The 23,951-nt window shown below is 61.3% G+C and carries 23 protein-coding genes; 10 read left to right on the plus strand and 13 right to left on the minus strand.

The window, feature by feature from the left end:
- Positions 1-51: 51 nt before the first annotated feature.
- Both ACZ5SR_RS09165 and ACZ5SR_RS09170 read right to left on the minus strand, forming a co-directional pair.
- Positions 52-2,277 carry a RelA/SpoT family protein gene (locus tag ACZ5SR_RS09165; RefSeq protein ID WP_464448437.1) on the minus strand — a complete coding sequence of 742 codons (2,226 nt, stop codon included), beginning with the start codon at positions 2,275-2,277 and terminating at the stop codon, positions 52-54.
- Between the two features lie 41 nt (positions 2,278-2,318).
- Positions 2,319-3,260, minus strand: coding sequence for an alpha/beta fold hydrolase (locus tag ACZ5SR_RS09170; RefSeq protein ID WP_464451036.1), 942 nt, complete (start codon positions 3,258-3,260; stop codon positions 2,319-2,321).
- A gap of 101 nt (positions 3,261-3,361) precedes the next feature.
- Between ACZ5SR_RS09170 and ACZ5SR_RS09175 the strand changes: the two genes are divergently transcribed.
- Genes ACZ5SR_RS09175 through ACZ5SR_RS09185 form a run of 3 tightly spaced genes read left to right on the plus strand, consistent with a single transcriptional unit; the run spans position 3,362 to position 6,250 of the window.
- Positions 3,362-4,132 (plus strand): 3-hydroxybutyrate dehydrogenase, encoded by a 771-nt coding sequence (locus tag ACZ5SR_RS09175; protein ID WP_464448438.1) that lies wholly within the window; start codon positions 3,362-3,364, stop codon positions 4,130-4,132.
- 4 nt (positions 4,133-4,136) lie between these two features.
- The gene (ompR, locus tag ACZ5SR_RS09180) at positions 4,137-4,868 is read left to right on the plus strand and encodes an osmolarity response regulator transcription factor OmpR (RefSeq protein WP_464448439.1); all 732 of its coding nucleotides are present in this window, start codon (positions 4,137-4,139) and stop codon (positions 4,866-4,868) included.
- A 17-nt stretch (positions 4,869-4,885) separates the two neighbouring features.
- Positions 4,886-6,250 (plus strand): sensor histidine kinase, encoded by a 1,365-nt coding sequence (locus tag ACZ5SR_RS09185; RefSeq protein ID WP_464448440.1) that lies wholly within the window; start codon positions 4,886-4,888, stop codon positions 6,248-6,250.
- Positions 6,251-6,368: 118 nt separating this feature from the next.
- Here the strand turns inward: ACZ5SR_RS09185 and ispF are convergent, their stop codons facing one another.
- Both ispF and ispD read right to left on the minus strand, forming a co-directional pair.
- On the minus strand, positions 6,369-6,848 hold the full coding sequence (gene ispF / locus ACZ5SR_RS09190) for a 2-C-methyl-D-erythritol 2,4-cyclodiphosphate synthase (protein ID WP_464448441.1): 480 nt from the start codon (positions 6,846-6,848) through the stop codon (positions 6,369-6,371).
- Complete coding sequence (gene ispD, locus ACZ5SR_RS09195; RefSeq protein WP_464448442.1) at positions 6,845-7,570, minus strand: 2-C-methyl-D-erythritol 4-phosphate cytidylyltransferase; 726 nt, start codon at positions 7,568-7,570, stop codon at positions 6,845-6,847. The genes ispF and ispD overlap by 4 nt, the downstream gene beginning before the upstream one ends.
- Before the next feature lie 339 nt (positions 7,571-7,909).
- Here ispD and mfd point away from each other — a divergent pair, with 339 nt between their 5' ends.
- A complete protein-coding gene (gene mfd, locus ACZ5SR_RS09200; protein WP_464448443.1) occupies positions 7,910-11,416 on the plus strand; it encodes a transcription-repair coupling factor in 3,507 nt (1,168 codons plus the stop codon).
- A 32-nt stretch (positions 11,417-11,448) separates the two neighbouring features.
- Positions 11,449-12,177: a phosphoserine phosphatase SerB gene (serB, locus tag ACZ5SR_RS09205; protein WP_464448444.1), complete on the plus strand. Its 729-nt coding sequence runs from the start codon at positions 11,449-11,451 to the stop codon at positions 12,175-12,177.
- Between the two features lie 187 nt (positions 12,178-12,364).
- Here the strand turns inward: serB and ACZ5SR_RS09210 are convergent, their stop codons facing one another.
- The 3 genes from ACZ5SR_RS09210 to ACZ5SR_RS09220 all read right to left on the minus strand — a co-directional run bounded on the left by ACZ5SR_RS09210 (position 12,365) and on the right by ACZ5SR_RS09220 (position 14,747).
- The gene (locus ACZ5SR_RS09210; RefSeq protein ID WP_464448445.1) at positions 12,365-12,580 is read right to left on the minus strand and encodes a DUF3820 family protein; all 216 of its coding nucleotides are present in this window, start codon (positions 12,578-12,580) and stop codon (positions 12,365-12,367) included.
- A 34-nt stretch (positions 12,581-12,614) separates the two neighbouring features.
- Complete coding sequence (locus tag ACZ5SR_RS09215; protein ID WP_464448446.1) at positions 12,615-13,412, minus strand: alpha/beta fold hydrolase; 798 nt, start codon at positions 13,410-13,412, stop codon at positions 12,615-12,617.
- A 138-nt stretch (positions 13,413-13,550) separates the two neighbouring features.
- A complete protein-coding gene (locus ACZ5SR_RS09220; protein ID WP_464448447.1) occupies positions 13,551-14,747 on the minus strand; it encodes an aminotransferase-like domain-containing protein in 1,197 nt (398 codons plus the stop codon).
- Positions 14,748-14,813: 66 nt separating this feature from the next.
- Here ACZ5SR_RS09220 and nth point away from each other — a divergent pair, with 66 nt between their 5' ends.
- From nth to ACZ5SR_RS09245, 5 genes are all read left to right on the plus strand, one after another.
- On the plus strand, positions 14,814-15,446 hold the full coding sequence (nth, locus tag ACZ5SR_RS09225; RefSeq protein WP_464448448.1) for an endonuclease III: 633 nt from the start codon (positions 14,814-14,816) through the stop codon (positions 15,444-15,446).
- A 202-nt stretch (positions 15,447-15,648) separates the two neighbouring features.
- Complete coding sequence (locus ACZ5SR_RS09230) at positions 15,649-16,452, plus strand: DUF3348 family protein (protein ID WP_464448449.1); 804 nt, start codon at positions 15,649-15,651, stop codon at positions 16,450-16,452.
- Positions 16,449-18,599: a DUF802 domain-containing protein gene (locus ACZ5SR_RS09235; protein WP_464448450.1), complete on the plus strand. Its 2,151-nt coding sequence runs from the start codon at positions 16,449-16,451 to the stop codon at positions 18,597-18,599. The genes ACZ5SR_RS09230 and ACZ5SR_RS09235 overlap by 4 nt, the downstream gene beginning before the upstream one ends.
- Positions 18,599-19,273: an OmpA family protein gene (locus ACZ5SR_RS09240; protein WP_464448451.1), complete on the plus strand. Its 675-nt coding sequence runs from the start codon at positions 18,599-18,601 to the stop codon at positions 19,271-19,273. The genes ACZ5SR_RS09235 and ACZ5SR_RS09240 overlap by 1 nt, the downstream gene beginning before the upstream one ends.
- Positions 19,270-19,854 (plus strand): DUF2894 domain-containing protein, encoded by a 585-nt coding sequence (locus ACZ5SR_RS09245; RefSeq protein ID WP_464448452.1) that lies wholly within the window; start codon positions 19,270-19,272, stop codon positions 19,852-19,854. Before ACZ5SR_RS09240 ends, ACZ5SR_RS09245 begins: the two co-directional genes overlap by 4 nt.
- Before the next feature lie 35 nt (positions 19,855-19,889).
- On the opposite strand, the gene ACZ5SR_RS09250 is transcribed toward ACZ5SR_RS09245, so the two are convergent.
- From ACZ5SR_RS09250 to ACZ5SR_RS09275, 6 genes are all read right to left on the minus strand, one after another.
- Positions 19,890-20,873, minus strand: a complete 984-nt coding sequence (locus ACZ5SR_RS09250; RefSeq protein ID WP_464448453.1) for a TauD/TfdA family dioxygenase — start codon at positions 20,871-20,873, stop codon at positions 19,890-19,892.
- A 38-nt stretch (positions 20,874-20,911) separates the two neighbouring features.
- Entirely contained in the window at positions 20,912-21,154 is a 243-nt protein-coding gene (locus tag ACZ5SR_RS09255; RefSeq protein WP_089961140.1) for a glutaredoxin family protein, read from the minus strand.
- A gap of 128 nt (positions 21,155-21,282) precedes the next feature.
- Complete coding sequence (locus ACZ5SR_RS09260; RefSeq protein ID WP_464448454.1) at positions 21,283-21,849, minus strand: histidine phosphatase family protein; 567 nt, start codon at positions 21,847-21,849, stop codon at positions 21,283-21,285.
- Positions 21,846-22,646, minus strand: a complete 801-nt coding sequence (locus tag ACZ5SR_RS09265) for an adenosylcobinamide-GDP ribazoletransferase (RefSeq protein WP_464448455.1) — start codon at positions 22,644-22,646, stop codon at positions 21,846-21,848. The genes ACZ5SR_RS09260 and ACZ5SR_RS09265 overlap by 4 nt, the downstream gene beginning before the upstream one ends.
- Before the next feature lie 10 nt (positions 22,647-22,656).
- Positions 22,657-23,730 (minus strand): nicotinate-nucleotide--dimethylbenzimidazole phosphoribosyltransferase, encoded by a 1,074-nt coding sequence (gene cobT, locus ACZ5SR_RS09270; RefSeq protein WP_464448456.1) that lies wholly within the window; start codon positions 23,728-23,730, stop codon positions 22,657-22,659.
- Positions 23,731-23,803: 73 nt separating this feature from the next.
- Positions 23,804-23,932, minus strand: a complete 129-nt coding sequence (locus ACZ5SR_RS09275) for a hypothetical protein (protein WP_464448457.1) — start codon at positions 23,930-23,932, stop codon at positions 23,804-23,806.
- Between the last annotated feature and the right edge of the window lie 19 nt (positions 23,933-23,951).

Genomic DNA, 23,951 nt, shown 5'->3' on the forward strand with positions numbered 1-23,951 from the left:
AATTATAGCGTCAAAAATTGCCTTTTCAGGGAACGTTTCAATAAGACGTGTTTACCGCCTTCTTGCCGCCCTCACCCCTTTGACGCTGCGCACCGTGCCCAGCACCTTGTTCAGGCGGTCTGCGTCGCCAATCTCCACCGTGAAAGTCATCCAGGCCGTACCTTTGACGGACTGGGTCTGAACGCCAATCACGTTCATCTTTTCTTTGGCAAACACTTCGGAGATGTCACGCAGCAGGCCTTGGCGGTCAAAGGCCTCCACCGCCACGTCTACCGGGTAGACCGAGGCATCGGCCCCTTTGTTTTCGCCCCAACGGACTTCGATCACGCGCTCGCCGTGGCGTGCGACCAGTTCACGAAAGTTGCTGCAGTCCTGGCGGTGAATGCTCACGCCTTTGCCGCGTGTGACAAAGCCACTGATCGCATCGGGCGGCGCGGGCTTGCAGCAGCGCGCCAGTTGCGTGAGCAAGGAATCCACCCCCACCACCAGCACGCCCGAGGGGGATTTGCGGGCCACCGCACCTTTGAACTTCTTGTGCAGGACCTCGTCGGCTTCTGGCGCAGGCTCTGGCGGGTTGAGCAACACCTCTATGTTGCGCAGCGAATACTCGTCCTTGCCCACCACCTCGAACAGGCCATCGGCCGACTTGAAGCCCAGCTGGCTGGCCAGGTCTTCCAGGCGGATGGCGGTTCGCCCCAGCCGCTGCAAGAACTTCTCGACCGCCTCGCGCCCGCGGGCTACGGTTTCGGCAATGACTTGTGCGTTGAACCAAGCACGCACTTTGGCCCTTGCCCGGGGGCTGGCCAAAAAGCCCAACTCCGGGTTGAGCCAGTCGCGCGACGGCCCACCTTCTTTGATGGCGGTGATTTCCACCGTCTGGCCATTGGCCAGCTGGGTGTTCAGCGGCACCATCGCGCCGTCCACCTTGGCACCCCGGCAGCGGTGGCCCAAATTGGTGTGAACCGTGTAGGCAAAGTCGATGGGCGTGGCACCTTGTGGCAGCTCGACCACCGCGGCGTCGGGTGTCAGCACATAGATGCGGTCGTCAAACAGGCCGCTGCCGGGCGCACTGGCTTGCGCAGCCCCGGACAGGTCGCGCTCCCAAGCCAGCAGTTGCCGCAGCACCGCAATTTTGGTGTCGTACTCGCTGGTGGCCGACACCCCGGCATAACCTTTGGTACCCGCTTCCTTGTAGGCCCAGTGGGCGGCCACGCCGTGCTCGGCGTGGTCGTGCATGGCCTGGGTGCGGATTTGTACCTCAATCGGGCCGCCATCCGCATCGCGCACCACGGTGTGCAGCGACTGGTAGCCGTTGGCTTTGGGCTTGGCGATGTAGTCGTCGAACTCCTCGGCGATGGGTACAAAGTGCTCATGCACCCAGCTCAGCGCTTGGTAGGAATCGGCCACGCTGGGCACCACCACACGCAACGCACGGATGTCGAACACCCGCTCGAAGGGCAGCGATTTACCGCGCATTTTGCGCACGATGCTGTAGATGTGTTTGGGTCGCCCTTCGACCGAAGCCGCAATGCCCTGCCCAGCCAAGGCCTGCTGCAAGCGCTCGCGCAGCGCCACCATGTTGCGCTCGCGCTCGGTGCGTTTTTCATCCAGCAGCCGGGCAATGTCTTTGTAAGTCGCGGGCTCCAGAAAACGGAAGGACAGGTCTTCCATCTCCCACTTGATCTGCCAAATGCCCAAACGGTTGGCCAAAGGCGCGAACACCTGCAGCGACTCGCTGGCCAAAGCGGGGGGCACCGGCTGCTTGGTGGCGGCGTAATGGCGCAGGGTTTGCAAACGCGATGCCAAGCGCAGCATGACCACCCGCAGATCGCGGCTGAAAGCCAGCAGCATCTTGCGCACATTCTCGGTCTGGATGCGGGGGCTCAGCGGCGTGTTGTCTGGCCCATGGGTGCCCGATTCTGCCGCCCGCGACAGGCGCTGCACATGCACCAGCTGGTTGGTCTGCATGGCCAGTTGCGCCAACTGCGGGCCAAAGGCCTTGGCGATCACCTCTTCGGGCTTGTTCAGATGTGGGCAGGCATAAACCAGGTAACTGGCCGCCTGCATGGCCAAAGAACCCCCAATGTCCGCCAAGATGGCGGCCACCGCATCGGCATGCGTCAGGATGTTTTCTCCGGTGTCCAGGGTTTCACCGGCAATCAGGGGCTCGGCAAAAGCTCGGGCTTTGGCCAAGGTTTCGGCTTGTTCCGAAACTTCCGATGTGGCCAGAACCACAGGGGGCAAATGAGGCGCGTGCAAACGGCCTGGTGTGGACATCGGGCTTGCAGAGTGGCTTGAAGTGGGGCTGACCATGAGACCTAGTCAGCCAATAAAAATGAAGTCAAAACCGCGATTTGATCGTCCCCCGTCAAGGTGGGGGCATGACCAAAACCAGGCCAAGTGTCCAGCTGCGCACGGGGGCCGCGCTGCGTCATCTGCGCAGCGGTTTCGGGCGTCAGCAAGTCCGAGTCCTGCCCACGGATCAAAAGGGTTTTGGCCTGAATCTGGTCGTACAAGGACCACAAAGTCGCCTCGCCAGCAGCGGCCGCTTCGGGCGTCAGGGCCCTCACGGGCACCCCGATGGCCGGGTCGTAATGCAGCGTCAAGCGGCCTTCGGTGCTTGGGCGCGTCATGTGCGACGACATGTCACGCCAGACCTCGGGCAAGACCGGACCAAAGCCTTGGGACAGGGTCCATAAAGCGGCAGCAGCCTCATCGAGGTCGCGGTAATGACCGTATTGCCCCACATAAGCTTGCATGCGCTGCACCGACGACCAGGTGATGGCCGGCCCCACATCGTTCAGCACCAAGCGGCGAATGGGGCAAGGCAATGGCAGGCCAGGCTGTCCGGCCAGCACCATGCCGATCAAGCCGCCCATGCTGGTGCCCACCCAATCCAGCGTTTGCAGGGGCTTGTCTGCGCCCAACTGCCGCTGAATCTGGCCCAGCATGGCCAGCATGTCGCCCGCGTACTGCGGAATTTGGTACAGCGCGGGCTCGCGCAGCCATTCGCTGTGCCCTCGCCCCGCCACATCCGGGCAGATCACTTGCAGAGGCTCGGGGGTTTGTGCCACGAGGGCTTGAGCCAAGCGGTCAAAATCGCGCCCCTGGCGGGTCAAACCATGCACGCACACCACCACGCGGCGTGCATTCTCGTCGCCCCAGCGCCAGTAAGCCATGCGGTGCTGACCTTCGGGGTGCGGGCAAGTCACCCATTCAAGCTGTGGAGATGGTGAGGGGGCGTCGGGCGTGAGGGTCATGACAATCGGAAACAATCTGAAGGGGCTGCCTGCAAAACCGGGCTTAGGCAGCGCCATAATGGACTTTTGAACATCCTAATTCATCTTTCGGAGTGGAAAACATGTTGCAAGGTAAAACAGCACTGGTCACAGGTTCAACCAGCGGTATCGGTCTGGGCATTGCCAAGGCTTTGGCCAAGCAAGGCGCCAACATCGTGCTGAACGGTTTTGGCGATGCCGAAGGCCCCAAGGCCGAGATTGCAGCCATGGGCGTCAAAGTGGCTTACCACGGCGCCGACATGAGCAAAGCCTCTGAGATTGAAGCCATGATGAAGTTCGCTGCTGACACCTTCGGCCGCGTGGACGTTTTGGTGAACAACGCTGGCATTCAGCATGTGGCCAAGATCGAAGACTTCCCTGTCGAGCGCTGGGACGCCATCATCGCCATCAACCTGACCAGCGCCTTCCACGCCACACGACTGGCCCTGCCCGCCATGAAAGCCGCCAACTGGGGCCGCATCATCAACGTTGCCTCCATCCACGGCTTGGTCGGTTCGGCCGAAAAGTCGGCTTATGTGGCCGCCAAGCACGGCGTGGTGGGCCTGACCAAAGTCACAGCCCTTGAAAACGCCACCACAGGCGTGACCTGCAATGCCATTTGCCCGGGCTGGGTGTTGACACCTCTCGTGCAAAAACAGGTGGACGCCAAGGCGGCGGCCATGGGTCTGTCCAACGAAGAAGCCAAAAAACAGCTGCTGCAAGAGAAAGAGCCCTCCATGCAGTTCACCACGCCCGAAGAGCTGGGCGAATTGGCTGTTTTCTTCTGCTCAGCAGCAGGCAACAACGTGCGCGGCGTGGCCTGGAACATGGACGGCGGCTGGACCGCCCAGTAAAACCATGAGTACATCTGCACGCTTGGACAAGATCGTCATTGTTGATGACGACACCCGAATCCGCGACCTTTTGCGCCGTTTTTTGTCGCAAGAAGGTTTTGACGTCCTGTTGGCCGAAGATGGCCGGGCCCTTGACCGCATCTTGCAGCGAGAAACAATCGACCTGATCGTGCTCGACCTCATGCTGCCTGGTGAAGATGGCTTGAGCATTTGCAAACGGCTGCGGGGCTCGGGCGTCAAAACGCCCGTCATCATGCTGACGGCCAAGGTCGAAGACGTGGACCGCATCACGGGCCTGGAAATTGGGGCTGACGACTATCTGGGCAAACCGTTTAATCCGCGCGAGTTGCTGGCCCGCATTCACGCCGTCTTGCGTCGCAGGCCGCAAGGTGAGGTGCCCGGTGCACCCTCCTCCGGCGACAACGAAGTCATTGTGTTTGGCGCTTTTTCGCTTGACTTGGGCACCCGTTCCCTGTCCAAAAATGGCCAAGACATGCCTTTGACGAGCGGCGAATTCGCCATGCTCAAGGCCTTGGCGCGTCACCCCAAACAGCCGCTGACGCGCGACAAACTGGCGCAACTGGCCCGTGGCCGCGACTTCGAGCCCTTCGACCGGAGCCTGGATGTACAGATCTCCAGGCTGCGCAAAATGATCGAGGTCGACCCCGCATCGCCCAAAATCATTCAGACCGTTTGGGGCGTGGGTTACGTGTTTGTGCCTGATGGACAGCCGTGACCCCAGCGAAAACCGGAATGCCCGAGGGCCCCGTCCCTGAAAAACTGCCACGCAGGCTCAAGCTGAGCCTGTTTTGGCGCACCTTCTTTTTGTTGGCCTTGCTGATTTTGTTCAGCAGCCTGGCCTGGCTGCAAATGTTTCGTACCCAAGAGTATGAGCCGCGCATCCTGCGCAATGCCCATCAAATTGCCACCGTCGTCAATTTGACCAAGACCGCCTTGATGCACACCGATGCCATCGCGCGTGTCTCCTTGCTCAAGATGCTGGCCGACGAGGAAGATGTCAGCATCCAGTTGCGCGAACCCTCAGACCGCATCCGTCCCTTTGGCGATTCGGACATGGAAAGCCGACTGGTGCAAGAAATGGTCACTCGGCTTGGCCCTGACACCGTCATCGCCTCGCGCGTGAACGACACCAGCGGCTTGTGGGTGGGCTTCAAGATTGAAAGTGACAGCTACTGGCTGCAAATGGACCCCGAACGGCTTCGCCCCTTGGGGGGCTCGGCCTGGCTGACCTGGCTTGCCGTCACATTGGCGCTTTCCTTGTCGGGCGCGGCCATGATGGCTGGCCTCATCAACCGGCCCCTGAAACGCTTGTCCTTTGCGGCCAGTCAAGTGCGCGAAGGTCACTTCACCACATCCACATTGGACGAAGACGCCGCCACCAGCGAAATCCGTGAGGTCAACATCGGCTTCAACCGCATGGCCGAGCGCCTGGCCAAAATTGAACAAGAACGGGCCTTGATGTTGGCTGGCATCTCGCATGACCTGCGCACGCCCCTGGCCCGCTTGCGCCTAGAGACAGAACTGAGCGTGGCCGACCTCGAAACCCGCGATTTGATGGCCGCAGACATCGCGCAACTCGACGCCATCATCGACAAATTCCTCGACTACGCCCGCCCCGAGCCCACGGAATTGGGTCCGGTTTTGTTGTCCGGCGTCATCAGCCGCAGCATCGCCCCTTGGCGCAACAACCCGCGTTTCGAGATCAGTGTGGACGTGGCCGAAGACCTGCAAGTCAAGGCCGAACAAGTGGAGTTGTCTCGGGTGCTGTCCAACCTGCTTGAAAACGCCCGCCGCTACGGCCAAAGCCCCAGCGATGGCATCACGCGTGTCGAAATCGTCGCCCGGGTCCACGAGGGTTGGGTCTTGTTGCGCGTGCGCGACCAAGGCCCCGGGGTGTCAGAAGACGCGCTGAAAAACCTGACGCAACCTTTTTTCAGAGGCGATGCGGCCAGAACCTCGGCCACAGGCTCGGGCTTGGGCTTGGCCATTGTCGAGCGCTCGGTGCAGCGCATGGGCGGCACATTTTCGGTGTTCAACAACAGCGCAGGCGGCTTGATGGCGCTGATGAAGTTCCGTCAAGTCCAAAACGAGGCTTGAGCTACAGCAGAGATTCGGCCGCAGGGGCGACCTCCCACAGAGTCAAGGCCAGGAAGTTTGGTCTTCGTGGGAGCGAGCCCCAGCTCGCGAATGTGCGATCAACAGCTCAAGCTTGCCATCAAGCCTTTTTCAGCAAAGCCACCGCCCGCGCTTCCATGCTTTGGCCCATGCCCACGGGGCCAAGCTTTTCCGCCGTCTTGGCTTTCACGTTCACCTGATCCAACGCCACGCCCAGCGCTTGGGCCACGCCCGCGTTGATGGCCGCTATGTGCGGGGCCAGTTTCGGGGCTTGCGCCACGATGGTGCTGTCCACATTCACCAGTTCCCAGCCCTTTTCCCGCACGCGGCGCATGGCTTCTTGCAACAAAACGGAAGAATTGGCGCCCTTGAACTGCACATCCGTGTCCGGAAAGTGCCGCCCAATGTCGCCCATACCTGCAGCGCCCAGCACCGCGTCGGTGATGGCGTGCAGCAGCACATCGGCGTCCGAATGCCCCAGCAAACCCGCCGAGTGCGGTATCTCCACCCCGCCCAAAATCAGCTTGCGTCCGGGCACCAAGGCGTGCACGTCCCAGCCTTCGCCGATGCGGATGTTCATGTTCTGCCTTTCAAAACCGCCTCGGCAAACGCGAAATCGGCCGGGTAAGTGACTTTTAAATTCTGCGCCGAGCCGGGCACCAGACGGGGTGACAAGCCCAGGCGCTCCATGGCGCTCGACTCGTCGGTGATCCCTGCAAAACCTGTGGCCGCTGCGTCTGCCAAAGCGGCATGCAAAGCCCCAAGACGGAACATTTGCGGGGTTTGCGCCAACCACTTGTCTTCGCGCGGCACGGTGCTGGCCACGCGGGCACTGCTGCCGTCCAGTGTGTGCGATTTCAAAGTGTCGGGCAGTGGCAAGGCCAGCAAGCCGCCCACCGGGTCATCTTTGCAAGCATCGATCAGTTGCGACACCGCCTCGGGGGTGACCAAGCAACGTGCTGCGTCGTGAACCAGCACCCAGTCTTGCGCCGCGACGCCTGCTGCCAGCATGGCGCTCAGGCCGTTGAATACGCTCTCGGCGCGGGTTGCGCCACCACAAGCCTCACGTCTGAAATGAACAGGCCAACCGACATGAGGCCATACAAAATTGTCGTCCGGGGACAGAATCACCCAGCCACTGGACAGCTGAGGCACACGGGCCAGCGCCTGCAGGGTGTGCAAAACCATGACTTGCCCAGCCACCATCTGGTATTGCTTGGGCATGGGGGTGCCAGCGCGGCTGCCCGTGCCCGCACAGGGCACCAAGGCATGGAAACGGGGAGAGGTAGGGGTCGTCGACATGATCTTGAATTGTAGGAGGTCGCCCCGCGGCTGAATCGGTGGACTTGTGGGAGGCTGCCCCTGCGGCCGAATGGTGGTTCGGCATAGGCGCCTGAGCCAGATCACACATTCGCGAGCAGGGGCTCGCTCCCACAAAGGCCAGACGCTCACATTTTTGACTCTGTGGGAGGCTGCCCCTGCAGCCGAATGCTTGATGTCCTAGCTTCGCTCATGCCCTTGACCACTCAGGGGGCTATGCCGCAACGCTTCTACAATGATGGCGTGTGATCTTTTCTTCACCCCCCTCCTTTCTTGGCGGGGGGTGTTTTGCTTTTTTCATCGCCATTGCCCATCGCCACCATGCAACTGCCCAGCCTGATCACCGGCAAACGTTTCACCCTGCCCCGCCCCGCCGGATCGGCCGATGCCGTGTTGCTGGCCCAACTGGCGCAGCGCGAAAAGAAAGCAGGCAAGCTCACCGCCATCGTCACCAGCGACGCGGCCGACGCCCAGCGCCTGATGGACGAGCTGGTGTTTTTTGCGCCCGATCTGCGCTGCGTGATGTTCCCTGACTGGGAAACCCTGCCGTATGACACGTTTTCGCCGCACCAGGACTTGATCAGCGAGCGCCTGGCCACACTCTGGCGCATCAAGCAGCGCAACCATGCCGAAAGTGCCGACGTGGTGCTGGTGCCCGCCACCACCGCGCTCTATCGACTGGCCCCGCCGTCCTTTTTGGCGGGCTATACCTTCGAATTCAAGGTCAAGCAAAAGCTGGACGAAGCCCAGCTCAAGGCCCAGCTCACGCTGGCGGGTTACTCGCACGTCAGCCAGGTGGTCAGCCCCGGCGAATACGCTGTGCGCGGCGGCTTGATCGATTTGTTCCCCATGGGCTCGCTGGTGCCTTACCGGGTGGACCTGTTCGACGACGAAATCGACAGCATCCGCACCTTTGACCCCGACAGCCAGCGCAGCCTCTACCCCGTGCCCGAGGTGCGGCTGCTGCCCGGTCGCGAGTTCCCGATGGACGAGGCGGCCCGTGCGCGCTTTCGCAGCCGCTGGCGCGAACTGCTCGAAGGCGACCCGACCAAGAGCCGCATCTACAAAGACATGGGCAACGGCGTGGCCACGGCGGGCATCGAGTACTACCTGCCGCTGTTTTTTGAAGAAACCGCCACGGTGTTTGATTACTTGGGCGCGGGCCCCAATGCGTCACAAAGCGATGCGGCCACGGTGGTGCTGCACGGCGATCTGGAACCCGCCTTCCAGCGCTTTTGGCAAGACACCCGCGACCGCTACCGCCTGGTGCAGGGCGACCCCGAGCGGCCCGTGTTGCCGCCTGATGCCCTGTTTTTAAGCGCCGAGCAGTTCTACACCCTGACCAACGGCCACGCGCAACTGGCCCTGCGCATAGGCACCAGCGATGTGGCCGACAACACCCTGGCCCAGCCCCTGCCCGAGCTGACGGTGGTGCGCGGCGCAGAAGACCCGCTGTCGCGCTTGCAAGCGCACATCCGCAGCAGCGCCAGCCGGGTGCTGATCCTGGCCGAAAGCGATGGCCGCCGCGAGAGCCTGCTCGATTTCGTGCGCTCCAGCGGCCTCACGCTACCCGTCTTTGACAGCCTCGAAGATTTTTTGACGAGCGACGAAAAGGTCGGCATGGCCACCGCCGCGTTGGTCAGCGGTTTTCACTGGTTCGAGCACAACATCGACCTGGTCACCGAAACCGAACTCTTCGCGGCAGGGGCGGTCACCCGCCGCCGCAAGAAGCAAGAACAGGTCAGCGATGTGGAAGCGCTGATCAAAGACCTGAGCGAGCTGAATGTGGGCGACCCGGTGGTGCACAGTGCCCACGGCATTGGCCGCTACCGGGGCTTGGTCAACATGGACATGGGCCAGAAAAACGAAGACGGCACGCCCGCCCTGCAAGAGTTTTTGCACCTGGAATACGCCGACAAGGCCACGCTCTATGTGCCCGTGAGCCAGCTGCAACTGATTGGCCGCTACACCGGCGTGAGCGCCGACGAAGCGCCGCTGCACAAGCTGGGCTCCGGCCAGTGGGAAAAGGCCAAACGTCGCGCCGCCGAGCAGGTGCGCGACGCCGCCGCCGAGTTGCTCAACATTTATGCACGCCGCGCCGCACGCGAGGGCCACCCTTTCCGCTACAGCCCGCAAGACTACGAGACCTTTGCCAACGATTTCGGTTTTGAAGAAACCGCCGACCAAAAGGCGGCCATCCACTGCGTCATTCAAGACATGATCAGCCCCCGCCCCATGGACCGCCTGGTCTGTGGCGATGTGGGTTTTGGCAAGACCGAGGTGGCCTTGCGCGCGGCCTTTGTGGCCGTCACGGGGGGCAAACAAGTGGCCATTTTGGCCCCCACCACCTTGCTGGCCGAGCAGCATTACCAAACGCTCAAGGACCGCTTTGCCAAATGGCCCGTCAAGGTGGCTGAGGTCTCGCGTTTCAGGTCCGGCAAAGAAGTCACTGCCGCCCTCAAAGGCATTGCCGACGGCACGGTGGACATAGTGGTCGGCACGCACAAGCTGCTGAGCGAATCCACCAAATTCCACGACCTGGGCTTGCTCATCATTGACGAAGAACACCGCTTTGGCGTGCGCCACAAAGAGGCCATGAAAGCCCTGAGGGCCGAGGTCGATGTGCTCACGCTCACGGCCACGCCCATCCCACGCACCATGGGCATGGCTTTGGAGGGCCTGCGCGATTTGAGCGTGATTGCGACTGCGCCGCAACGCCGCTTGGCCATCAAGACCTTTGTGCGCAACGAAGGCACAGGCGTGATCCGCGAGGCGGTGTTGCGCGAACTCAAGCGCGGCGGCCAGTGCTACTTTTTGCACAACGAGGTCGAGACCATCGAGAACCGCAAGCAAAAGCTCGAAGAAATCCTGCCCGAAGCCCGCATCGCCGTGGCCCATGGCCAAATGCCCGAGCGCGAGCTGGAGCGCGTGATGCGCGACTTTGTGGCCCAGCGCTACAACATCTTGCTGTGCTCGACCATCATCGAGACCGGCATCGACGTGCCCACGGCCAACACCATCGTGATCTCTCGCGCCGACAAATTCGGCTTGGCCCAGCTGCACCAGCTGCGCGGGCGCGTGGGCCGATCGCACCACCAAGCCTATGCGTATTTGATGGTGCCCGAGATCGAAGGCCTGACCAAACAGGCCGCCCAGCGGCTCGACGCGATCCAACAAATGGAAGAACTGGGCAGCGGCTTTTATTTGGCCATGCACGACCTGGAGATCCGCGGCGCGGGCGAGGTGTTGGGCGAAAACCAAAGCGGCAACATGCTCGAAGTGGGTTTTCAGCTCTACAACGAAATGCTGTCCGAAGCGGTGCGCAGCCTGAAAGCGGGCAAAGAACCGGACTTGCTCAACCCCCTCACCGCCACCACCGACATCAACCTGCACGCCCCCGCCCTGCTGCCCAACGACTACTGCGGCGACGTGCACCTGCGCCTGAGCTTTTACAAAAAGCTGGCCACCGCCAAAACCAGCGACCAGATCGACGCCCTGCTCGAAGAACTGGTGGACCGATTTGGCAAGCTGCCCCCGCAAGCACAGACGCTGGTGGACGTGCACCGCTTGCGCGTGCTGACCCAGCCCTATGGCGTCATTAAGGTAGACGCCGCACCGGGCGTCATCCAGATCACCTTCAAACCCAACCCGCCCGTCGATCCCATGGCCATCATTGGTTTGATCCAAAAGAACAAACACATCAAGCTGGCGGGCAACGACAAAATCCGCATTGAGCGCGAACTGCCCGACCCGAAGGCGCGGGCGCAGATGGTGCGGGATGTGTTGCGGAGTTTGGGGACGCCAAAATCCGAAAACGCAGTGGCCTGAGCACTTTCAACGATCTTCGATAATCCTGACCCATGACATCCACCACCGCATCCCCCACCGAGTTTGCCCCCGGTCTTGCCATCCAAGGCTTTGCCGCCCCCCTGTCGCTGTCCCAGTTCAAGCTCATCGCGTTTGACATGGACTCCACGCTCATCAGCATCGAGTGCATCGACGAGATCGCCGACGCTGTGGATCGCAAGGCAGAGGTGGCCGCCATCACCGAGGCCGCCATGCGCGGCGAGATCACCGACTTCAAGGAAAGCCTGCGCCGCCGCCTGGCCCTGCTAAAGGGCGTGACGCTGGCCGACATGGAACGCGTCTACACCGAGCGCCTGAAAATCAACCCCGGCGCGGCCGAGCTGATTACCGCTTGCCAAAAGGCGGGCATGAAGGTGCTGTTGGTGTCGGGTGGCTTCACCTTTTTTGCCGACCGCGTCAAAGCGCGCTTGAACATCGACTTTGCCCGTTCCAACCGTCTTGAGGTGGTGAACGGCGAACTCACGGGCGGCCTAGTGATGCAAAGCTGGGGCGACATTTGTGACGGGGCCGAGAAGCGCAGAACTGTGCTGGAAATGGCCTCGTTGATGGGTATCGAGCCGCATCAATGCATCGCTGTCGGGGACGGTGCCAATGACCTGCCCATGATGGGCGTGGCTGGTTTGTCAGTGGCTTATCACGCTAAGCCTAAGGTGCGCGAGCAAGCCATGGTGGCAATCAACCAAGGTGGTCTGGACCGATTGCTGGAAGTCGTCAAGCCCTGAGCCTTCCGGGCTGGGATTGAAACATCTGGTCCCTGTGGGATCAGCCTTTCCCTGTGGGAGCGAGCCCCTGCTCGCGAATTTGCGCTCTGCCCGTGCAGGCATTCGGCCGCAGGGGCGGCCTCCCACAGGATAATCCCGCCTAAGCATTTGGCCGTAGGGGTGGCCTCCCAAAGAGGAAACTGCCGACCTACTTGGGCTGGCGCAGAGGTTTGAGCAGATCGCTCAGACCGTTGTGGTCAATCTCCTGCATGAGCTGCAGAAGTTGCCCGATTTCCCCCTTGGGGAACCCCTCACGCGCAAACCAATTCAGGTAGTTGCCTGGCAAGTCGGCAATCAGTGTGCCCTTGTGTTTACCGAATGGCATGGGCATGGTGACCAGCTTCATCAGGTCGTCGGGTTTCATGCTTGAGCCCTCACTTCACGCCTCACGCCTCGCTTCACAACTCGGTCCAAAGCCAAGCACGCACCCGCGCATGAAATGCTTCTGGACGTGAAATCATGACCCAGTGCCCACAAGGCAGCCCCTGCACGGCGCTGCCGGGTGTGGATGCAACTTTCTCCAACCATTTGGCCGAATGGAACATGAAAGGTTTGCGCTCGCCGTAGACAAACAAGAGCGGCATGGGCAAGTTGATTTGCGTCGCCTGCTTGAAGCCGCCCGCCGTGCCGAACCACTGCATGGCATAGGGGTAGTTCATCTTGTGGGTGATGGTGGCCGGGTCTGTAGGACAGCGCAGCCAACGCGCCATGGCGCGGGTCATGCGGGTGCCGATGCTGCCGCCCAGCTTCCACGCCAAGGCAAGCCAAACTTGGTAGCCCATCACAGAGAGTTTTTCCTTGATGCCCCAGCTGCGCAACAAGGCCCCCGAGTTGTGGTCCCCAACGTCTACGGCCACCACGCGGGCCACCCGATCGGCGTGGCGCATGGCGAATTGATAGCCAAAAATGCAGCCCCAGTCGTGCAGCATCAGGGTCACGGGTTTGCCTGGGCTGATGCGGTCCACGATCTGGCGCAGCAACTGGCACATATCGTCCAGGCTGGTGGCTGAGGGGCCTGACTCAAAGCCCGGCAGCGTCAAGCGTGCACAGGTGGCACGGTCCAGAAGCGCGGCCACGGTGCCGTCCCACAGCGCGCGGGTGTCGGGCCAGCCGTGCAGCATGAGGATGACTTCATCGCCCTGCCCTTGCAGCCAGACTTCGGTGCCGTTGATGGTGATGCAGCGTTCTTGGTTCATGTTGGCCTCAATTTAAAGCCATGGCTTGGGTGTTGTTGGGTGCTGCCCCTGCAGCCGAATGCTTTTAATGGCATGGCAAGCATTCGCGAGCAGGGGCTCGCTCCCACAGAGAGCTTGCCCTCACCGAGGATCGTCAAATCACAGCGCCTTGGCCAGACGCGAGACGCCTTCGAGGATCTTGTCTTCACCCACGGTGGCAAAGCTCAGGCGGAAGGTGGCGTGGTCGGGGTTGGCGCAGAAGAACGGCGTGCCCGGCACAAAGGCCACGCCCTGCTCGATGGCACGTTTGGCATATACATTGCCGTCATTCACCTTGCCGCCAGCACCCGTGAGGCGCGCCCAGACGAACAGGCCGCCTTGGGGCTGCACAAACTCGACGGCATCGCCCAGTTCGCGGCGCAAAGCATCGCCCATGGTTTGGGCCCGTTGGGCATAGACGGCACGCACTTTGTCCAGCGTGACAGGCATGCGACCCGCCAACAGGTATTGTGCCGCCGTGGCCTGGGCAAAGGTGCTGGTGTGTGCGTCGCTGAACTGCTTGCACATGGTGGCTTTGCCCAGCAACTCGGCGGGCGCCACCATCCAGCCCACACGCAGGCCGGGCGACAGCACTTTGGACAACGAGCCGCAGTGCACCAGCAGCTCGCGGCTGCCGGGCACGGAAGCACTCATGGCCAGCAAGCTGGGTGGGGGTGCCTCGCCAAAATACAAATCGCCATACGGGTCGTCTTCCAAAATCAGGGTTTGGTGCTTGACCGCCATCTCCAGCACCTTTTTGCGGCGCTCGGCGCTCAGCAAAGCACCGCTCGGGTTACCAAAGGTGGGGATCAAATACACAAACTTCGGCTTGTGCTCGGCGATCAGTTTTTCCAGCTCGTCTGTTTTGACACCGTGGCCGTCCACCGGGGCGCTGATGAGTTCAGCCCCATACAAACGGAAGCACTGGATGGTGGCCAGAAAGGTGGGGCCTTCCACGATCACCTTGTCGCCGGGGCTGATCATGGTTTTGCCGATCAAATCCAACCCCTGTTGGCTGCCGGTGGTGACGATCAGCTGGTCTGCGGTCACGTCTTTGGCACCCTTTTGGGCCATGAAGTGGGCCAGTTGCTCGCGCAGCGGGCCAAAACCTTCAGTGGCGCCGTATTGCAGGGCCGCGCCGGGGTCTTGGCTCAAGGCCGCGTTGCTGGCTTCGCGGATGCCGTCCACGTCGAACATGGCGCTGTCCGGAAAGCCGCCTGCAAAACTGATGATGCCGGGCTTGCCCAGGAGCTTGAACAGCTCACGGATGGCGGAGGTTTCGACGTTGTTCAGGCGATCGGCAAATTGCAAAGGCATGGTGTATCTTCCCGTGTTGACTTGGCCATCATTTTGCCAACATCTGAACACCTACATTTGACCCCCATGAAACCCGCACAGATCGAATCCTTCTTTGCCACCCTGCAAGCCGCCAACCCCATGCCCGTGACCGAGCTGGAATACACCAGCGTGTTCGAGCTGCTGGCTGCGGTGCTGCTGTCGGCCCAGGCCACCGATGTGGGTGTCAACAAGGCCACGCGAAAGCTGTTCCCAGTGGCGGGCACGCCGCAAAAAATCCTGGACCTCGGTCTGGCGGGGCTGGAGGGTCACATCAAAACCATTGGCCTGTACCGCAGCAAGGCCAAACACCTGATGGAGACCTGCCGCATTTTGGTGGAGCAGCACGGCGGCCAAGTGCCCCGCAGCCGCGAAGCACTGGAAGCCCTGCCCGGCGTGGGACGCAAAACAGCCAATGTGGTGCTCAACTCGGCCTTTGGCGAGGCGACCATGGCGGTGGACACACACATCTTCCGCATGGGCAACCGCACGGGCCTGGCCCCCGGCAAAACGCCTTTGGCGGTGGAGCTCAAACTGCTTAAACGCATTCCAGCCAAATACCTGGTGGATGCCCACCACTGGCTGATCTTGCACGGGCGCTATGTGTGTCAAGCCCGCAAACCGCTGTGCGGGCAGTGCGCTGTGGCAGCGTTTTGCGATTTCAAACCCAAGGTTTTGTGAAATGCGGAGACCTGGATACCCGCATGCGCGGGTATGACAGAAAACGGGGCATAACAAATATCTGTCACCCCCGACTTGATCGGGGGTCCATGCCTTCGGCGGGTAAAATCACAATTTTGCTGAATCGGCTGTGCCCACCAGGGCAACCGTCCGCCCCGAGCCACGCCGCTCTGCTTTTTCGTATCCCAAAACACCCCCACCCATGACGCGCCCTTCGCCGCGTGCCCACTTCAACAGCTCCCGCCTGACGCGTTTTCTGACCGAGAACGCCATGATCGATGCCGCCCCTGTGGCGGACGATGTGGGGCAAAAGTTGGGCGATTGGCTCAACTTTCGCCAAGCGATTGCATTGCACGGCGTGCTCAACCCCGAGCAGCAGCCTGCCGCGCCGCAGCCCGCACACCTGCGGCGCTCAGGTGTGATGACAGCCGAGGCGTTGACCCGGCATGTGGACAAAGTCCGCGCCCAACTCGAACAATCCATCGCCCAAGGCGCGCCCAGCGGTTCGGGGATGACGCGCATCGACATGCCCCCCGCAGAACTGGACGAACACATCGAGCCCAAAACGGCGTTTGAGCCCTATCGTCGTTTTTATGCCGCCCACCAACGCCAAATGGAAGTGTCCCTGCAGACCTTGCGCTCACAAGTGCGGGGGCAGCTGAACAAAAGTACGCCCAGCTTGCAACAACTGGCCGCGCTCGATGCGGCTTTTGAAAATATTCTGAGCGAGCGCGAGGCGCTTTTGCTGGCCAAAGTCGCCAAGCTGCATGAAAAGCGCTTTGCGCAAGCCCTTAAAAAACACATTCAACAACTCAGCACCCCACAAGCCGAGGCCACAGCCGAAGGTGCCGATGCACCGTCCGCCACCGCAGTGAGCCCTTTGCCTTGGCTCTTGCCCTTTCGCCAAGCCATGCGCACCGCTTTGCTGGCCGAGCTGGACACACGCTTGCAACCCGTGCTGGGCCTTGTTGAAGCCTTCAACGCATACAAACCAAAAGAACAATGAAACGATATTCCTTTCACATCGCCTTCGCTTTGGGCGCATTGGCCGTCGTCTGGGTGGCGGCTGCAGTCGCCACCTCTCACCTGCTGGTCTTGGGCATGGCGGCTGTCATTGGCGCGGTTTATGTCTTTGGCGCGATGGAGCTGCGGCAATACCGCGCTGCCACGGCAGCCCTGAACCAAGCGCTTGCCTACATTCCGCACGATTTGCAAAACCTCAGCGATTGGCTGATCACCTTGCCCGCAGGTTTGCAAAACCCCATTCGCCAACGTGTGGAAGGTGAGCGCATCGGTCTGCCTGGCCCGGCTCTGACCCCTTATTTGGTGGGTTTGTTGGTCATGCTGGGCATGCTCGGCACCTTTTTGGGCATGGTGGTCACGCTCAATGGCGCGGTGTTTGCGTTGGAAGGCTCGACCAACATCGCTGGGATTCGGTCGGCGTTTTCCGAACCCATCAAGGGACTGGGGCTGGCGTTTGGCACCTCAGTGGCAGGCGTGGCAACTTCGGCCATGCTGGGGCTGATGAGCAGCTTGGTGCGCCGCGAACGCGCACAAGCCACACAGGTGCTGGACACACTCACAACCACCACGCTGCGCGGATTTTCTTTGGTGCACCAACGGCAAGAAACCTTCAAGGCCCTGCAGCTGCAATCCCAAGCACTGCCGCAAGTCGTACAGCAATTGCAGACCCTGATGGTGCAAATGGCCCAAACCAGCCAGCAGATGAACGAGCGTTTGATGGCCAATCAGGAAAGCTTTCACGCGCAGGTGCACACGGCCTACACGGAGCTGGCGCAATCGGTTGACCAATCGCTGCAATCCAGTTTGAGCCAAAGCATGCAACTGGCCAGCGACAGCATTCGCCCTGTGGTGCAAGCCACCATGGCGCAACTGAGCGAGCAAGCCCAGACCATGAACGAGCGCCTGCTGCTCAACACGCAGCAGCAACTGGGCGAGCTGCACACCCAAATGGCGGCCACCACCGCTGCCGTAGCGCACACCAGCGCAGAAACGCTGAAACGCCACGAACAAGCCAACACCCACATGACCGAACGTGTCGGCCAGACCTTGGAAGCGTTCAGCCAGAATTTCGAACTCAGCGCCAAATCGCTGGTCGAGCAAGTCAGTGCCGCCCAGACGCAGCAGCTGACCCAACAAAGCAGTGCCGACCAGCAGCGCCTGCAAGCTTGGCAAGCCTCGCTGACACAAATGGCCAGCGAACTGCTCATCAAATGGCAGGCCTCGGGGACGCAGACTTTGGCACAGCAGCAAGCCATTTGCGACACCTTGAGCCGCACGGCACAAGACATCACCAGCCACACGCAAACCCAGGCCACTCAGACACTGGCAGAAATCACGCGCCTGATGGCCAGCAGCGAAGCCCTGATGCGCGAGCGCATCACCTCCGAAGCGCAGTGGGCCGCAAGCCACCAAGAACGCGCCCAAGCGCTGACCGAGGTGCTGCGCCATGAGCTGTCGGCCCTGTGGGATGCTGAAGACGCACGCGGTCAGACCGCTGTGGCCCGACTGGCCGAACTGCAAACCGCTGTGACCACCCACCTGACCACACTGGGCACCGCGCTGGAAGATCCGATCACCCGCCTGATCGAAACCGCCTCCGAAGCCCCGAAGGCGGCTGCCGAAGTCATTGGTCAGCTGCGTCAAGAAATCTCGGTCAGCGTGGCACGCGACAACGCCTTGCTCGAAGAGCGCACCCGCATTCTGGGCACACTCAGCACTTTGCTGGACGCGATCAACCACGCGTCGACCGAGCAACGCGGCGTGATCGACGCCATGGTCACCGCCAGTCAGGCGTCGCTCCAGCAGACCAGCGGCCAGTTCCACGAACAGGTGGCGGCCGAGACCAGCAAGCTGGGCGACATCGCCGCGCAGGTCACGGCCAGCGCGGTGGACGTGGCCAGCCTGGGCGAGACCTTTGGCTTTGCCGTGCGCAACTTCAGCGAAACCAATGAGAAGCTGATGGCCAACTTGCAGCGCATCGAGCAGGCGATCGAGAAATCCATGACGCGCAGCGATGAACAGCTGGCCTATTACGTGGCGCAAGCCCGCGAAATGATTGACCTCAGCATTGGCAGCCAGAAAGACGTGCTGGAAGCCCTGCAGCAACGCCAGTCTGAAGGGGCAGCCTGATGCTTGAGCACGACGCAGACGTCGAGTCCACCGCACCGACCTGGATCTCGTTTGCCGATCTGATGACGGGCCTTTTGGGCGCGTTTGTGCTGTTGTTGGTGGGCGTGATGGCCGCGCAACTGGACATGGCCTCCAAGCTGGAAGACGAGGTGCAAAAGCGGCAGGTCGAAGAGCAAAAGCGCATTTCCCTCGAGCAGGCTTTAGCAGGCCCGCTGGCCAGTGGGCGCATCACCTTGAACAACGGGCGCATCGGCATCAGCGGCAAGTTGCTGTTCGAGCTGAACTCGGACCGGCTCGAACCCGAAGGCCGCCAACTGCTCAAAAGCTTGGTGCTGCCCTTGCGCAGCTACCTGCAAACGCGAGACGAGATGCTGATGGTCAGCGGTTTCACCGACGACAAAGCCGTCACCAGCCGAAACCGCCAGTTTGAAGACAACTGGGAACTCTCGGCCCAGCGTGCACTGACCGTGACGCGCACGCTGATCGAGGAAGGCATGCCGTCCGGCATGCTGTTTGCTGCCGCATTTGGCCAAGAGCAACCTTTGGTGGCCAACACCAACGAGAAAGCCCGCGCCCAAAACCGCCGGGTAGAAATGGCACCTGTGCCAAAGGCGGCCAACGCAGCCCAGGCAGGTCAAGCGGCAGGCGTCAAACAAGACACGACCAAGCCATGAATGAAGCCGCACCAGCGCTGCCTGACCTGGACGCCATGCGGGCGGCGGGTGCAGCGCGTGTGGATGCGGTGGGCTGGCATTACATCGAAACATTGGCCAGTCGCACGCAAGCCCAATCTGGCCCTGCGCGGTTATTGCTGCACGCCAAGCTGCAAGAAGCGCTGCAGCGATTCGATGCGCGCATGAGCGCGGAGGATAATCCTAAAGACGCAGCCGAACCCTTGCCCTCCCCTTTGGCCACGCTTTTGCAAGACATGGGACCCAAAACGGCGCCGCAGGGGTCTGGCAGATCGGCAGGATGGCCATCCGAAAACCCGCGCATTCAGGCCTTTAAAAAGCAGTTGGGCCAGATCAGCGTGCAAAAGCAGGTCACCCAGGCCATGGCCCAAGCGCCACAAAACGCAGGCCCCATCAACTCTCACATGTTGGTGCTGCGCTCGCTGGGGCTGATGCGCGATATTTCACCTGACTATCTCAACCGCTTCATGGCGCATGTGGACACACTGCTGTGTCTGGAAGAAGCGGGCAAGGTCAAATTAACGCATAAAAAAGCGGCGCCCGCGGCTAAAACACGTTCTTAAGCTGGCCTCAAAGCCGACAGGCAGAGGTGAGGCGTTCAGGCGATGGCCGCAGGCGCAGGAAAACCGTTGCGCCCCGGAAACTCGGGGGCCAGTGCCCTCGCATTGGGCATCTTGACCCACAAGCGCAGCATCTTGCGGTTGAGCTCGTGCACACCGTGGTCTTCAAACTCATTGCGCGAGTGCAGCACGGCGTAGTTGTTGGCGAACTGCAGGTCACCGGGCTCGAGCATCATGCTTAAGCGGAAATCATCGCGGTGCATGATTTCGTCAAACAAATCGAGTGCTTCGATTTCGACCTTGGACAGCGGCAAGTTCCGGATTTCGTGGCCCAACTCGATGTACTGGCGCAAGTAGCGGCAGCTGAGCTTGCCTTGGTGGTGGCTGAAGATGGGCGACAGGCTGGGCAAGTCTTCGCACAGGTGCGAAAAATACCAAGTGCGGTAGTACAGACCCAAGTACTCGGGGTGGTGCTGCAGGATCTCGTTGTAGATCGCCGCCACGCTGACCAGAGAACTCAAACCACCCTGCTTGGCCTTGCGGATGCACAACAGGCCTACCACGTCTGATGGGTCCGAGTGGTAAGGCAAGTACAGGTTGGTTTCGTAAACGCGGGTGGTCTTTTGGGTCACATCACCCACGTTCATCACCAGGCCCAACAGGTCGCCCTTGGGGTTTTGCCGAACGGGCACACCCATGTGCAGGCCAATGCCGTAGTAGATGATTTGGATGTCTTCTTCGGTGTAGCGCTCAACAGGCAAACCCCGTAGCACCAAAAATCCGCGACCATTTTCCAACTCGTCGCTGTGGCTTTTCAGGTCCTGCGCCCAAACGCCAATGGGGAAGTCCTCGCGACCAAAATTTGGAAAAGTCAGCCCTTTGGACTTGACATGGGCCAGCGCGGCGTCAAGGATCGCCAACACCTCAGGGCTCAAGACATGCACCCAAGTGGTGTCCCCAACCATGTCTGCGCCCTTCCAGACCGCTGGCCCGGTGATGGCTTGTTTCATGATCAGGCTCATGGCGATTCCTTGAACGTGGACACTGCCGCAAAAATTTTTTAGCGGCCCAATTGGACCAAGGCTGCTTGCAAACCCGCCAAACCACCCACGCGCTGGTCGTTGATGAAGATCTGGGGCATTTGGCGCACCGACGGGCCACATTTTTCGTAAAAGGCCATGCGCTCGGCTTCACCGTCAATTTTGATTTCTTCAAAGGCCAATGACTTGGACTTGAGCACCATTTTGGCGGATTCGCACTGCGGGCAGGCGGACTTGGAGTAAACGACGATTTTGAGTTCCATGGCTTGGATTCTAGCCATGGCCATGCCCTCAGCAAGCATCAAAGTCGCCCCAGCTCGCTGCGTTGTAACAAAGCGTCTGCCAGCGGTGTTGATGGGTCACTTCATGTGCCTGCATCGCTGGCACTTGTTCACCATTCAATGCACAGGTGACCGCCGGGCACAGGGGCGTCTCTTGGCCACTGGTCTACGCTGTGGATCACCACAGGATCAGGCACAGCGCCCTGGTCTACCAAAAACTTCACGGCCCGAATGACCCCCGCATGCGTGACCCACACGACTTCACTGTAGGGTGATACCCGGAGGTCGTTCAGGGCGTCGGCCACTCGGTTGATCACTTGCTGGGTGCTCTCAGCGCCACCAAAACGGTGATGGGCAAAGTCAGCCATCCAGTCGTCATAAGCGCTGCGGGGGATGGCATCCCAAGGCTTGAGCTCCCAGAGGCCAAAGTCCATTTCATTCAGGCGTGCATCGACGATAGGCGCGCCCAGGTCGGGTCGCAGTTGTTGCAGTACTTGGGCCAACGCCTGGGCCCTGCCCAGAGCCGACACCCATACAGGCGCATCCACCGGCACAAGCACGGATGCCGCTTGGGCGGCCTCCTGAGTCATTTCGGCGTGGGCTGGGACATCGCTAGCGCCATAGCAAAGCCCTTCGACCAGGTCAACCTGCGCATGGCGCAACATCCAGAGCTTCATAGCGCCAGTGCCAGCGCCAGGTAGAAGCACACCTCGCTCACTTGCTGTGTGGCACCTAGGCCATCGCCGGTGAAACCCTGCAAACGGCGGTGCAGCAGTCGCCACATCCAGCCCATGCCCACCAAAGCACCCAGCACCGCAAGCAGCCACGGTGCGCCTGGGAGCAGCCACCACACCAATGCCATGGCCAGGGCCCACCAGAGCACACCGGCCAGCAAACCCAGCGTGGTGATACTTTCAGCCAGCGGCTTGGACTTGGACTGCGGCGTGTCCCCCACATGGGCCAGCGTACGGATGACAAACAGCGGCATCAGCCGTGAGGTGACGTGCGCAGCAAACAGCGCCACCACTGCCAGCCAAGCGCCGCCGGCCTGTGCCAGCAGCACCAACAAAGCCACCTTGGTGGCCACCGCAAGCACCAGAGCCAGCGCGCCGTAGGTGCCGACACGCGAGTCTTTCATGATGTCGAGCGCGCGCTCGCGGTTCATCGAGCCACCTAAGCCATCCACCAAATCGGCCAGCCCGTCTTCGTGAAACGCGCCGGTCAGCAGCACGCTGAATACGACACAAGCCACCGCCGCCACCCAGGCCGCTGCAGGCTGCGCTGGCAGGGCCAGCCACGAGCCGTAAAAGACCGTTGCGCTCAAGCCGCCCACCAAACAGCCCACGCCAGGAAAGTGCGCTGCGCTGGCCCGCAACATGGCCGGGCTGAAACCCACCCACACCGCAAGCCGCCCGGTGATGGGAATGCGGGTGAAGAACTGGACGGCGAGCAAAAAGTGACGAACGGGCTGCATGCTTGACAGATCAAAGGGCTGTTGTGGTTGTTGGATGGTTGGCAACGGCATCCTGCCGCGACACGCCCGCTGTTTCAAAACTCGCCATCTCGCGCAGGATGGCGCAGGCGCTGAGCAGCAGCGGCCAGGCCAGTGCAGCGCCAGAGCCTTCGCCCAAGCGCAGACCCAAATCCAGCAAAGGCTCGGCATTCAGGTGCGCCAGCATCAGCGCGTGGCCGCGCTCGCCCGAACGGTGCGCGAACACGCAGCGCTGCAAAACCAGCGGCTGCAGGGCGCTGGCCACCATCACTGAGGCGCTGGCAATGAAACCATCAACCACGATCACGCGGCGTTCCAGCGATGCCTGCAGCACCGCGCCCACCATGGTGGCCATCTCGAACCCGCCAAAGGCCGCCAAAGCGTCCAGCGGCTCAATGGCGTCGGGGTGGCGCGCCAAGACCTGTCGCAATATGGTGATCTTTCGCTGCACTGCAGCGCCGTCCAGGCCGGTGCCCGCGCCGGTGCAGTCCACAATGTCCAGCCCGGCAAGGCGACTCATCAGCAACGAGGCTGCAGAGGTGTTACCAATGCCCATTTCGCCCAGCAGCAGCGCGTTACCGGGCAGCGTTCTGACCAGCGCAGAGCCGTTGGCCAGCGCGGTGTTGCGCTGCGCAGCAGTCATGGCCGTGCCCTCGAGCGCATCGGCGGTTCCCGACGCCACTTTATGAATCACCAGACCCTGTCGAGGCGCGAAGTCGTGGTTCACGCCGCAGTCCACCACTGTGAGGCCTATGCCGTGCTGGCGCGCGAGCACGCTCACTGCCGCGCCACCGGCCAGGAAGTTTTCCACCATTTGCCAGGTCACATCGCTCGGGTAGGCCGACACGCCGCGCGCGGCCAAGCCGTGGTCGCCGGCAAACACCACCAGCTGCGGGTCTTTCAGTTCGGGCGTTTCACTGCCCAGCACCAAGCCAATGCGCTGCCCAAGGCGCTCAATCTGACCTAGTGATCCCAGTGGTTTGGTTTTGTTGTCCAGCCGGTGCTGCAGACGGACCGCTAGGTCGGGCTGGGTCAAGTCATCGATGCTGGGGATGGTGAAGTTCATGGTTCAGTCCTTGGGGTTCAACGCGTCGAGCACACTGGGCTCAACATGTTGTTCAAGAAAATCAGGGGGCCCGTCACACACGGTCTCCCGCATCGAGGCCACCGCACCCAAAAGGGCGAGCATTGCCGTCGCCAGTGCCAACGATCACCAGAGCACGGCGCTCGCCTTCGAGCTTCTCGTTGGGAGCTGATTCCAGTTTCATGGTTTGATGTTCTGTCAAG

The sequence above is a fragment of the Limnohabitans sp. TEGF002 genome (assembly GCF_055395845.1).